Genomic DNA, 12,336 nt, shown 5'->3' with positions numbered 1-12,336 from the left:
TAGAGAATAAATATCACTCTGGAATAATTCCTGCCTGGGCAACAACTTTTTTCCAGATTTCCATTTGTTTTCGAATAAACACATCAAATTGGTTGGCTGTTCCACCATCAGGCACTACCCCCTGCTCATTAAACGTCTTTTTAATATCTTCTTGAGTCAAGATAATATTAATCTGCTTATTTAACTTATCAATAATTACAGGTGGAGTACCTGAGGGAACCATAAACCCATGCCATGAAGATACCTCGTACCCCTTTAATCCAGCCTCAGTAACAGTAGGAACCTGAGGTAAAAGCGGAGACCGCATATCCGTGGCAATAGCGATAGGCCTAATTTTTCCAGATTGAATAAATGGACGAACCATTGGAAATACATCGAATGCAACCTCTACTTGACCACCAGCTAAATCCGTTAACAATGGAGTGCTTCCCTTATAAGGAATTTGATTGAGACTAACATTGGCCATATTCTCAAATAGGGCCATTGCTAAATGCTCCGAAGATCCTGACCCCGAGGAACCATAGTCGATCTTGCCAGGACTTTTCTTGGCAGCAGCCAATAAGTCACCAAGCGATCTAATCTTGGAGTTTTCATTCACAACTAAAACCATAGGGGCTCTACCTGCCAGCACAACCGGTGAAAATGCCTTGCTGGTGTCATACGGAAGCGACTTGTATATAAATGGATTGGCAGCAAATGGGAATTGAGCAACTAATATTGTGTAACCATCTGGCGCAGATCTGGCGACAAAGTTAGTACCAATAGTAGTGCCTGCACCCGGCTTATTTTCTATGATTACATTTACGCCCCAAGCATCGCTCAATTTTTTCCCAACAATCCTACCAAGGGTATCGTTAAAACCGCCAGGCGGGTAAGGGACGATGATGGTGATCGGTTTTTCTGGGTACGCGGCAGAGCCTTGCGCAAATAATTGGCTTGAAGTAAACCCAAACATGCCAACTACTAATGCAAGACAATAAGCCACTGTTTTTAATCTCATAAGTATCTCCAATATTGTTTTAAACACTAACGCGCCTAATTAATTCTTTACGCTGATCCAAATCTTGGGAGTTACCCTCAAGCACAACTTGTCCTCGCTCAACTACATAATGTCTATCACACAAATGAATAGCCTTATGAATATTCTGTTCAATTAATAGAATTGATATCCCCTGTGCTTTAAGCTCTTCCATCAAGCGAAAGATATCAGCCACCACCATTGGCGCAAGACCCTCTGTAGGCTCATCAATTAACAGTAACTTTGGATTACCCACCAATACGCGAGCCATTGCTAACATTTGCTGCTCGCCACCAGATAAGGTGATACCCGATTGATTTCGCCTTTCCCGCAAACGTGGAAACCTTTCAAAGACCATCTGTATTCTTTGTTCAGCTTCCTTACGCTCGCCTGCTTGGACTTGCATCAATCCAAGCTTCAGATTTCCTTCAACGCTTAAACCGGGAAATATTCTGCGATCTTCAGGAACTAAGCCCACGCCCAAGCGGGTAATTTCATTTGGAGGTAAAGCTCCAATGGATTGATCTCGGAATAGTATTTCTCCCCGAGAAGGTCTATGCCAGCCGGCAATAGTTTTGACAATGGTCGTTTTCCCAACGCCGTTTCTACCAAACAAGCCCACAGTCTCACCAGGGTGAATGGATAAATTCACACCCTGTAAAACATGAGACAAGCCAAGATTGACATGTACATCATGCATCTCCAATATCATGCCAACTCCTCACCAAAGTATGCTGTTTGAACAAGTGGATTAGCACGAACCTCGCTCGGAATACCTTCCGCTAATTTTTTACCCTGCGCCATGACAATCACTATTTTGGATAAATCCATTACAAGGTCTACATCATGCTCAATCAGTAGCACTGTTATTTTTGATCCAAGGCGCTTAATGAGCTCAGCGGTATCCTGAGTATCGCCCTGAGACATCCCTTGGGTTGGCTCATCTAATAACAAAAGTTTTGGCCGGGTTGCCAATGTCACCGCAATCTCTAGGCGTCTTTGCTGACCATGCGATAGGGCTCCCGCAAGCTGATTACGACTCTCAAGCAATCCAAATTCCGTCAATAATTCGTTAGCCCTATCAATTGCGACAGTACTTTTGCTCAAAGGAAAAAACAAATTGGAATGTGGCTCTAATGCCTGGCTTGCAATTCTTAAGTTCTCAATTACTGTTAGATCGAAAAATAAATTAGTAATTTGAAATGATCTAGCCATTCCAGATGACAGACGTCCCTCGGGACTCATGCGCGTAACATTTTGACCGTCAAGCTCAACCAATCCCGAATCAGCCATAAAAGTTCCACTAAGCAAGTTAAATAGCGTACTCTTACCCGCTCCGTTTGGACCAATAATTGAAGTAACGCCTAAACGAGTTACTTCAAAACTAACATCATCGACCGCTTTGAGGCCTCCAAATCGCTTGCTGAGGCTCCTTGCCTTCAGAATGATCTCACTATTGCTCATCATTCCCCTCCCTTACCAGAGTGAGCTTTTCCGAAATATTTAGCCAGTAGTCCCGCTATTCCTTTAGGTGCAGAAACAACTACAACTACAAAGATAAGTCCAATAACAATATGGTGATGAACTGTCCAAGTTCCAATAATGGATTTAAAGGAAGTTAACAGAACGCTTCCTAGTATGGGTCCAATCAAAGTGCCGACACCACCTAAGACAACTGTTACAACAGCATTCCCTGAAACACTAAAAAACATCAGCTCTGGAGAAACAAAACCTCTTAGCATCGGATAGAGAGCGCCAGACACAGCCGCTACTACTGCAGCCAAAATAAATGCCACTTGTTTTGGACCTTTAGACTTATACCCAACATAAGCTAGACGATCCTCATTGGATCGAATTGCATGCCAAATGGAACCCATAGGGGTCGTCAAAAAATATTTTAGGACTGCATATAGTGCACCGATAGTAATCATGGTGATAACAAAAAATATGCCGGGTTGGCCGGCATCCACAATGCCAAATGGAGTCCAGATTTGCAAAATAGGAACGCCCATCATGCCGTCAGACGCTCCGAGACTTCTCGTGTTGTAAACAACCTTAGCAACTACTTGTGCCAGTCCGAAGGTAATTAACGCAAAGTAGACGCCCTTTGATCTAAGCGCCACAAAACTTGCCACCCACCCTAGTGCGATAGACGACAAAGTTACAACGCCTATTGCCAAGAAAAATGATGGGGAAATTTCTTTTAAAACTAAGGCGGATAAATAAGCACCAAAACCAAAATACAGAGCCTGCCCAAGAGAGAGTAACCCAACTATTCCAAGCAATAAATCAACGGACATCGCTAATCCGCCAAAGATTAATGATTCGGTGGCTAACCTCAGAAAGAAGGTATCGCCCAAAATACTACCAATGACAAATAAGGCTACCGCAGAGACTAATAACAGTATCTCAATTAGTCGGATAGCCTTGGCCTGTGGATTATGCATTTTTCATGCCCCCATACAAACCCGTTGGCTTAAACATCAACACCAAAACCATTACTGTAAATACCAGAGGATCTGACCAAACCGGCGAAATGAATAAAGAGGATATTGACTGTAATTGTGTCAATAAAATTCCGGCAATGACTGCACCCTTAATGCTTCCAAGACCACCAACAATGACAACACTAAAAGCCATCAAAATAAAATCTCGTCCCATGGTGGGGAAAACGGAATAGATTGGAGCAAGCAAGACTCCTGCTATGCCAGCCAAAGCAACGCCGAATGCAAAAGTCAGCGCATAAACTCGCTTCACCGGTATGCCTAGTGAAGAGCTCATATCTTTGTCATATGCTGAAGCCCTCACAATTGCTCCCAGCTGAGTTTTATAAATCAACGCCCATACAGAGAAAATAATTAAGGCACCAAACCCCATCAGAAATAGTCGGTAATTTGGGAACATCACTCCTAACAACTCGCTGGCACCTGAGATTGGGGCGCTAGGCTTAATTGGATTTGCACCCCAAATAATCTTGTATCCATCTTCCAAAACCATCGCAACACCAAAAGTCAGCAGCAGAGTCAAAATATGTCGGTCTTTATAGTGAAATACTTTTTGAATCAAAAGCCTTTCCATTGCAAAACCAATTGGAATCAAGAACAAGGGAACTAACAATAGACATAACCAGAATGAAACGCCCATTGCCATCAGACTCACACTAATGAACGCTCCAGCTGCGTAGAATTCGCCATGCGACATATTAATTACGTCTAGCAAACCAAAAATAATAGTCAACCCCAAAGCCATGAGGACCACAGCAACGCCAATTGAAAGCCCATTGACTATCTGTGGTGCATAAATATATTGCAAGCTCTCTAGCATTGAAAATCCAATCCCTTAGTGAAATTCACAAGCCAAAAACTCCACACCCGCATAGGGTGGATGTGGAGTAATTTACTAATTAATTAAAAACGAGTACATGTATCAGGGCCAATTGCCTGATCAGAAGGTACTCTTCCAACAATATTGAACTCGCCGTTCTCTACTCGAACTGCAAACATATCTTGCATAGCCTGGTGATCGCCAGCGCGCATCTTCTTAGTGCCCTGAGGGGTTTGCCAGCTTAAATCATTCATGGCATTGCGAACTTTGTCTGTTTCTGTAGACTTCGCTTTTTCAACCGCCGCCTTATAAAAATATAAGAGGCCATAGGAATCAGCACCATAGAGATCTGGAAGCTTGTTGTAGGCCTTTTGGAAATCTGCTACAAACTTTTTATTAGCCGGGTTATCTAATTTAGGGGAGTAACCTACACCCGTAACAAATCCATTTGCAGATTTTCCGATTGCGCCCATATTTTGAGAGGTGACGGTACCAGAGGCCCCAACAATTGTTACGCCTTTATTGACGCCATATTCATCCATTTGAGTAAATAAGCGCACTGTATCGTTACCAGCCACAGAGGTGTAAATAACATTAGGCTTGGCAGCTCTTACTTGGCCAAAATATGGTGAATAATCTTTGTTGTCGAGCGGTGCGAAAACCTCGCCAACATCCTTAGCGCCTTTTTCTGTAGATGCCTTCTTAAAAGCTGAGACCGTACTACGCCCCATCTCATAGTCAGGGCCAATAAAGAAAATATTAGCCTTAGGAATCTCTTTATCTACCCATGCTGCCAATGCAGCAGACTGCATACCAGCGCGAGCATTTACGCGAAATACGTTCGGCGAACATTTATCGGCTGTAATTGAATCGGCGAATGAAACCGTTGTCGCTATTAGCTTATTGTTTCTCTCAGCCAGCTGGCCTACAGCCAAGGTTGAACCTGAATTAACCGTTCCAGTTAAAAAGTCTACCTTTTCTACCTGGAATAACTTCTCAGCCTTTTGGGTAGCAACCGCTGGGTTTGCCTCTTCATCCTCATAAATTAAATCGATTTTTTTTCCATTAATACCGCCTGCTGCATTAATTTCCTTTGCCGCTAGGTCTAAACCCATTTTTACTTGCTCACCAATTGGCGTGTAAGTGCCAGATAAAGGCGTTACCACACCAATCTTAATTGGGCCTGATTGTGCCAAAACCAACGAAGCACCAAAACTTAAAGCAACAGCTAGAGCGATTTTCTTTGTTTGAAATTTCTTTTTCACGATGTACGTCTCCTTTAAAAAAATTAACGACCGACAAAATTGGGTTGCCGCTTTCCATGGAATGCCTCAACCCCTTCTTTAAAATCTTCAGAATTACGCAAACGGCTATAACAGTGACCCTCAACTTCTATTGCTGTAGTTAATAAACAATCCTCCGTTTCATTAAGCATTTTTTTGGCAGTTCTTTGAGCCATTGGTGAGAATGCGCGCAGCTCGTCCACTAACTTAGATACAGCAATAGCAAGCTCTGAGTCTGGAACACATTCAGTTGCAACGCCCCATTCATAGGCTTGCTGACCCTTAATACGTCGGGAGCGCATCACAATATCCTTAGTTCTGGTGATGCCCACCATTTTTTGCAATCGCGCTGATCCACCTGAACCAGGAATTTGACCTAACTTTTGCTCTGGCAGGGCATACAAGGTTGATTCAGCGGCAATACGAAAATCGCACGCTAGAGAAATTTCAAAACCCACCCCGAAGCAGTAGCCATGATTTGCAGCTATGACGGGCTTAGTACAACGTGTAGGCGCTGCAATATTCCAAGCAAGTTTAGACACGTGTTCTGGCGTTGCCTCCAAGAAGCCTTTAATATCTCCACCGCTGGAGAAATGCTCACCTTCGGCTCTTAATACGATAATGCGGACACGATCGTCAGCATCCAAAGATTCAAATGCAGCTCTTAATTGATCACGCTGAGGCATTTGTATGACATTGAATGGAGGTCTCTTTAAAACAATGTCGGCCCTTTGATGGGCTTCATCAATTTCCACATAGAAACCATCAAGGTTATCAAGGATATTACTAAAAGGATGCTTCAAAATTGTAGTCATATAGTCTTTCTGGTAAAAAAAATTAAGCTCTTTCGTATTCGCCGGCAACTAACATGCGTCGCAGCACTTTTCCTACTGGCGACTTGGGAATTTCTTTAACAAATACATACTCTCGAGGGCGTTTAAAGTTAATCAAATCGGATCCTCGGCAATATTCATCTAAGACATCGGAATCTACACTCCCCGAAGCTCTAATGAAGGCAACTACTTTTTGCCCAAGGCGATCATCTTTTAATCCTGCAACGGCCACTTCACTCACAGAAGGATGCAAAGACAAAATAGATTCAATTTCAACGGGGGAAATATTTTCTCCCCCAGAAATAATCATGTCATCGACCCTACCAGTAACAAATAAGTCACCAGACTCGTCAAAGTAGCCCGTATCCCCCGTGAAATACCATCCGTCACGAATAGACTTTTGATCAGCATCAGGTCGCTTCCAATAACCCTCAAATGCCTCATCACCCGAGAGATCGCAAATGATCTGCCCCTCTTCATGAGAAGCTGCTACTTGACTTGGTGATGTTTGCACGGAACCTTGATCCAGTTGCACCACTCTAATACGCGCATTGATACCGGCCTTTCCAGCGCAGCCTGGCTTTAATGCCGCCATCTGATTGATGGTGTATGTGTAAATCTCACTTGAACCATAGTGATTTACAAATAATTCAGGAGAAAAGGCTTCGTTTAATTTAAGTAATAAAGCATCATGCATAGGGGCCCCAGCAAACCCAAGCTTCTTAACAGTCTTCACTCGAGCCGAATTAAAATGACTTGACTGAATCATGTCATGATATAGCGTTGGCACCAAATAAAGGTGAGTTACAGCCTCACTCTCGATTGCCTCTATCGCTTTATTCACATCCCAACGTGGTACTGCAACATAGGTACCATTCACAATACATAAAGACAACAGCGTTCTTACCCCCATAGTGTGATAGAGCGGCATTACCCCTAAAGTCACCTCACCCATTGCATACTGATTTTGCGCAACGTGTGCAATTCCTGCCGCGCGTTCTGCTCGCTGCTTTCTTGGGACCCCTTTTGGTTTTCCTGTCGTGCCAGATGTAAAAAGCATGACAGATATATCCTCAACATGGCCGCATGCCTCAGGCTCGAATCCATCCTGAATTAACTGATCAAAATAGGTATATCCATCTAAGGCAGCTTTCTCCATACAGAGAATTACAGAGATAGAGTTACTTGTTTCGGATTCAAGGTAATTGTTGAGAGATATCTCCTCAACAAATGCTAATTTCACATCAGCATTTTGCGCACAATAATCAATTTCATCTGGCTTGGAACGCCAATTTAAAGGAACAATAGCTATGCCTGCCATCTGGCATGCCCAATGAATTGTTGCCGCCTCGTATCGATTTTGCAAAACAGTCAAAATACGATCGCCACGTTTTAGGCCTTGCTTGTAAAAAAACTGTTGAATAGCGCCAATATGAAGTGCCCACTCAGCATATGTATGGCGCCTGTCTCCATCTACAATCGCTAGTCTATTAGGCTCACGCTCAACAGCCTGCAAAAAAGTTCGACCTAAATCAAGCATGCTCTCCTCCATTTTTGTGCGCTCTGGATGCGGCAACCTCTAAAACTGCCTCGACAATTCCAACGTATCCAGTGCAGCGACATAAATTTCCCGATAAACCTTCTCGCACCTCTAGCTCAGTTGGATGGGGATTCTTTTTGAGAAAATCCTCTGCCGATAGTAAAAATCCAGAAGTACAAAATCCACACTGCAATGCATGATGCTTCTTAAAGGCATTTTGCAAATCAGACATCTCCCCTGACTTTGCAAGGCCTTCTACAGTTTTTACTATGGCGCCATCAGCCTGACATGCAAAGATGAGACAAGAACGTACGATCTGCCCATCAACCTCAACCGTACATGCGCCACATACGCCATGCTCACAACCTGCATGAGTACCCGTTGCCCCCAAATCATGGCGAATAAAATCTAGCAATGTTGTGCGTGATTCACAGGAACCTTCACGCTCTACCCCATTTAAATTCAGCTTTATCAAGTGGCTCTTCATTTCATTTCTTCACTTTTAAAATCTATGGCTTGTTGACACGCGCGCATTCCAAGTGAGCGCATCAAATGTCTACGTAATCCTGCGGTGGCCGTGGGATCTTCTCTCGCCTCAGTTTTGGCCGCTAAATCATCAATAAATTGATAGACCCCATCTAATGAACTTGCAATACATTTATAAACCCTCACAACATCATCAATGCCGCCAAATCCTATAGTCCAGCGATCATCTTCCTTAATAACTGCTACGGCAACTACTGCAAAGTCTCCGTGGCGATAACCATATTCAGCAAACCCAAAACCAGCATTTGGCCCACGAATAGGAAACTCGACAAACTCAATGAATTCCGTTGGCTGACGACTGGTTTGAAGGGCTCCCAGGAAAAAGTCTTTGGCATGAACTACTCGCTTCTTCTTCTTACTTACGAGAGAGACCGAACCCTCTAGTACTGACAATCCAAGGACCAGCTCGGCACTAGGATCAGCATGCGCAATCGACCCACATACAGTTCCACGATTTCGAATAGGGACGTGAGCAATCCAAGGAAACATCATGCTTAATAATGGCTGGGTTTTACCAAGATCACTCCAATGCTCTAATTCAGACTGCCTTACGCCTGCCCCAACCCGAAGCGCATGGCCCGATACATTGAAGCTTTTAAACTCCTCAACCTTATTAATATCAATTAAGTGATCAGGGCTAGCCACCCGCATTGCCAAGACAGGGACAAGAGTTTGTCCTCCGGCAATAATGCGGGCATCTTCACCATACTTATCCAGCAACTCCAAAACATTTTCTTTAGAGCTGGCTTGGTGCATCACGAAAGGAGCAGATTTCATTTGCTTGCTCCTAATAAAGCAAATAGTCTGCCAATCAGAGCTTTAAATATGCCTTCTTGTTTTGCTCCAGCTTCTTTTGCAAGGGCTCTAAATAGCTGATCTAATACCAATCGAATAGCGCCCTCCAATAACCTACTTCCAATTGCCGCAAGCCTTCCCGATACTTGCGCTTGGTAGTCGTACTTCAGTACAGTCACAATGCCATCTTTTGTAAGGTCAACTTGTCCCATTCCGAGAGCCATACCTAGGGGGCCCCGACCCTCACCGCCTAGGGTGAAACTATTAGGGCTTTGTACATTCGTTAATTCAACCTTAGCCGCAAATCGGGCCTTTGCAATACCAATGCGCACAACTGCAATGCAGTCAAACTGAATACCATTTGCAATTATTTTTTTATGAATAGACTCACAACCTGGTATGACATTCTTTAATCTTTCTGGATCAAGCAATACAGCAAAAATATCCTCAGGTAGTACTTGCAATCTAACCGCGCCCTGAGCTTTCAAAGGATAGTCAGTATTTATAGCCATTGATGAAACTTGACTAGAAGGTTTGTCAAGCTTTAACAAACCTTTGCCCACAAGAAGCGCATGAATTCGACTGGGGGTTGCAGGCAGAACAATTTCTTCAACATCTAAAGCATCTGCAATTGCATTTGCAATACAAACAGGGGTACTCATGCTATTACCCTCGCCAATTCCTTTGGCACCTAATGGCGTAAATGGGCTTGGAGATTCTTGATGATAAATTTTTGGAGTACCAATATCACTTGCAGTAGGCAAACGATAGTCAGCAAAAGTACCTGAGAGAAAATTGCCATCACTACTATAAACAAACTCTTCAAAAAGGGCTGCGCCCACTGCTTGGGCATACGCGCCATATATCTGCCCATCCGCTAAGGCTGGGTTTAATATCCTGCCCGCATCATGCACGGTAATGTACTGGTCTATCTTTGCAGAACAGGTTTCGGTATCTATTTCTATGCCGCAAGCATCAAGAGCAAATCCGTATGCTGCAGAAGTATTAATTCGATCAGCCTCATCGGGAGCCTCTAAAACATCTGCGCTCCAAAACTGTGTTTCCTGTAGCGCAAGTATTGCTTCTCTTCCGAGAGCCTCTTGAATTAATCCAGGTGACCAGTGAAAGTTTCCACAGACCCTAGAAAAGGGTATACCGCTGTCCTCAGAACCAATAATAGATATATTGCCGTTTGCAAAAATTAATTGATCCGGCTTGACCTTAAGTAGGTGGGCAGCGTAGTCCGCAATTCGCGCCTTCAACTTTTCCGCAGCCAAAAATACTGTTCCCGCGACAGCACCAGCAAAACGACTCGAGTAATTACCGGCGGCAATAGACCATGCATCCTTTGCAGTATCAAAATCGACATTGACTTGGATTTGGGATGGCAGTACTCCAAAAACATCTGCCAATAATTGACTAATGACCGTTTGATGGCCCTGTCCAGCAGGGGCTGAAGCAATATTTGCCGCAATATTACCAGAGGGGTCTATGCTGACTGTCGCAGAGGTGATGGCGCCATTTTTAGGGCCTGCTTTTGCTCTTTGCTCTTTTGTAAGGACGGTAGTGATATAGCCCATATTGGACACTGAAGGCTCAACAATCGACGCAATACCAATTCCGTAGTGGCGTCCTTCTTTCCTTGCCTGATCTCTACGATCTAATAATTTTCTAAATTCTGGTGAGCTCTCTAGTGTTTTTAAGGCCTTTTGATAGTCACCTGAGTCTAGCAATGCACCTGCAGCCGCTCGGTAAGGGAACTGCTCTTTTTGAACATAATTTAATGCCGCGATTTCTTGATGCGTTTTACCTAAAGTTTTTGCGATTTTTTGAATTAAACGCTCAAGTGCGTAATAAACCTGAGGACCGCCAAACCCTCTAACCAATCCGGTTGGAGTTTTATTAATTAATACGACACGATTGCGAATTTTTAAATTCTGGATTTGATAAGGGCCGGTAACACAACCATGCATCCTATAAAGTGTTGCCGGCTCAGGCGCCCTTAAATAAGCCCCACAATCTTCAATTTGATCGTAGTCTAATGCCAATATTTTTCCATCCCCATCCACAGCTGCACGTAAATGAGTATGGCGGGAGGTCGCAGAAGTGGCTGCTTGAAGATGCTCTAAGCGATCTTCGATAAATTTCACTGGGGCGCCTGCCTTACGCGATGCCAAGCAAGACATGATGATGTATGGCAAGACGGATTGCTTAACTCCGAAGCTGCCACCTGAATCAGGGGCAACGTGATGACGCAACTTTGTTCCCGGCACCTTCAAAGCCGCAGCCATGACTACATGCAGTGAAAATGGCCCCATAAAATTTGACGTTACTTCATACGAAGAGTCTGCACCTCGCCATTGAGCAACAACTCCACCAGTTTCTATGGGTGTGCAGGAGTTGCGGGGATAACGAATATCAACCTCGACGATACTGGCAGCTTTATTAAATGCCCCCTCAGGATCGCCGTATTGATGTGATCGATCTAAAACACAATTACTACCAATGTCTTGATGAAGAATAATCGATGTATCTGATAGTGCAATATCTACATCGACAACCGCAGGAAGTGGCTGAATGTTTAATTCAACCTTCTCAACCCCATCCTCTGCCAAAGCTCTTGATTCAGCGATGACTACTGCTATAGGCTCGCCCACATAGCGCACATACTCATTGGCCAGCACCCACTGACGCATTGGAGTTTTAACGGCAACGACCAATGGATTGGACCAGGCCTGAACATCATCGATTGTCAGGATTGCCCTGACCCCCTTTATCTGTAATGCTGGTTCTATATCTACAGAAATAATTTTTCCATGCGCAATGGGTGAACGAACCACAGCAGCATATAAGATTCCAACTGGCAACGGAAGATCATCCAGATAGCGACCCCCACCCGTCAGAAGAGCAATATCTTCTACACGCTCACATGCCTTGCCTAAATAGTTTGAACTTGTTTTCAATGCAATCTTTTCAGCTAAATTAAGAATAATTAAT

The 12,336-nt window shown here is 43.8% G+C and carries 11 protein-coding genes; all 11 read right to left on the bottom strand.

The window, feature by feature from the left end; all coding sequences use genetic code 11:
- Positions 1-13: 13 nt before the first annotated feature.
- Positions 14-1,000, bottom strand: a complete 987-nt coding sequence (locus ICN44_RS05205; protein WP_255537432.1) for a tripartite tricarboxylate transporter substrate binding protein — start codon at positions 998-1,000, stop codon at positions 14-16.
- Positions 1,001-1,019: 19 nt separating this feature from the next.
- A complete protein-coding gene (locus ICN44_RS05200) occupies positions 1,020-1,730 on the bottom strand; it encodes an ABC transporter ATP-binding protein (protein WP_216860464.1) in 711 nt (236 codons plus the stop codon).
- Positions 1,727-2,485, bottom strand: a complete 759-nt coding sequence (locus ICN44_RS05195) for an ABC transporter ATP-binding protein (protein ID WP_255537431.1) — start codon at positions 2,483-2,485, stop codon at positions 1,727-1,729. Before ICN44_RS05195 ends, ICN44_RS05200 begins: the two co-directional genes overlap by 4 nt.
- Positions 2,482-3,465, bottom strand: a complete 984-nt coding sequence (locus ICN44_RS05190; protein WP_216263008.1) for a branched-chain amino acid ABC transporter permease — start codon at positions 3,463-3,465, stop codon at positions 2,482-2,484. The genes ICN44_RS05195 and ICN44_RS05190 overlap by 4 nt, the downstream gene beginning before the upstream one ends.
- On the bottom strand, positions 3,458-4,342 hold the full coding sequence (locus ICN44_RS05185) for a branched-chain amino acid ABC transporter permease (RefSeq protein ID WP_216156893.1): 885 nt from the start codon (positions 4,340-4,342) through the stop codon (positions 3,458-3,460). Before ICN44_RS05185 ends, ICN44_RS05190 begins: the two co-directional genes overlap by 8 nt.
- 83 nt (positions 4,343-4,425) lie before the next feature.
- On the bottom strand, positions 4,426-5,607 hold the full coding sequence (locus ICN44_RS05180; RefSeq protein WP_216263007.1) for an ABC transporter substrate-binding protein: 1,182 nt from the start codon (positions 5,605-5,607) through the stop codon (positions 4,426-4,428).
- 23 nt (positions 5,608-5,630) lie between these two features.
- The gene (locus ICN44_RS05175) at positions 5,631-6,440 is read right to left on the bottom strand and encodes an enoyl-CoA hydratase/isomerase family protein (RefSeq protein WP_216263006.1); all 810 of its coding nucleotides are present in this window, start codon (positions 6,438-6,440) and stop codon (positions 5,631-5,633) included.
- Between the two features lie 22 nt (positions 6,441-6,462).
- The gene (locus ICN44_RS05170; protein ID WP_216263005.1) at positions 6,463-7,998 is read right to left on the bottom strand and encodes an AMP-binding protein; all 1,536 of its coding nucleotides are present in this window, start codon (positions 7,996-7,998) and stop codon (positions 6,463-6,465) included.
- Positions 7,991-8,485 (bottom strand): (2Fe-2S)-binding protein, encoded by a 495-nt coding sequence (locus tag ICN44_RS05165; RefSeq protein ID WP_216263004.1) that lies wholly within the window; start codon positions 8,483-8,485, stop codon positions 7,991-7,993. Before ICN44_RS05165 ends, ICN44_RS05170 begins: the two co-directional genes overlap by 8 nt.
- Positions 8,482-9,321, bottom strand: coding sequence for a xanthine dehydrogenase family protein subunit M (locus ICN44_RS05160; RefSeq protein ID WP_216263003.1), 840 nt, complete (start codon positions 9,319-9,321; stop codon positions 8,482-8,484). The genes ICN44_RS05165 and ICN44_RS05160 overlap by 4 nt, the downstream gene beginning before the upstream one ends.
- The gene (locus ICN44_RS05155; RefSeq protein ID WP_216263002.1) at positions 9,318-12,302 is read right to left on the bottom strand and encodes a molybdopterin cofactor-binding domain-containing protein; all 2,985 of its coding nucleotides are present in this window, start codon (positions 12,300-12,302) and stop codon (positions 9,318-9,320) included. The genes ICN44_RS05160 and ICN44_RS05155 overlap by 4 nt, the downstream gene beginning before the upstream one ends.
- Positions 12,303-12,336 lie beyond the last annotated feature (34 nt).

Source organism: Polynucleobacter sp. JS-Fieb-80-E5 (assembly GCF_018882015.1).
Taxonomy (GTDB): domain Bacteria; phylum Pseudomonadota; class Gammaproteobacteria; order Burkholderiales; family Burkholderiaceae; genus Polynucleobacter.
This window is presented reverse-complemented; position numbering and strand designations above follow the sequence as displayed.

What these genes read in the sequence shown, in the direction of transcription:
- ICN44_RS05205 (WP_255537432.1), bottom strand. Translation starts at nt 1,000, where the DNA reads ATGAGATTAAAAACAGTGGCTTATTGTCTTGCATTAGTAGTTGGCATG.
- ICN44_RS05200 (WP_216860464.1), bottom strand. Translation starts at nt 1,730, where the DNA reads ATGATATTGGAGATGCATGATGTACATGTCAATCTTGGCTTGTCTCAT.
- ICN44_RS05195 (WP_255537431.1), bottom strand. Translation starts at nt 2,485, where the DNA reads ATGATGAGCAATAGTGAGATCATTCTGAAGGCAAGGAGCCTCAGCAAG.
- ICN44_RS05190 (WP_216263008.1), bottom strand. Translation starts at nt 3,465, where the DNA reads ATGCATAATCCACAGGCCAAGGCTATCCGACTAATTGAGATACTGTTA.
- ICN44_RS05185 (WP_216156893.1), bottom strand. Translation starts at nt 4,342, where the DNA reads ATGCTAGAGAGCTTGCAATATATTTATGCACCACAGATAGTCAATGGG.
- ICN44_RS05175 (WP_216263006.1), bottom strand. Translation starts at nt 6,440, where the DNA reads ATGACTACAATTTTGAAGCATCCTTTTAGTAATATCCTTGATAACCTT.
- ICN44_RS05170 (WP_216263005.1), bottom strand. Translation starts at nt 7,998, where the DNA reads ATGCTTGATTTAGGTCGAACTTTTTTGCAGGCTGTTGAGCGTGAGCCT.
- ICN44_RS05165 (WP_216263004.1), bottom strand. Translation starts at nt 8,485, where the DNA reads ATGAAGAGCCACTTGATAAAGCTGAATTTAAATGGGGTAGAGCGTGAA.
- ICN44_RS05160 (WP_216263003.1), bottom strand. Translation starts at nt 9,321, where the DNA reads ATGAAATCTGCTCCTTTCGTGATGCACCAAGCCAGCTCTAAAGAAAAT.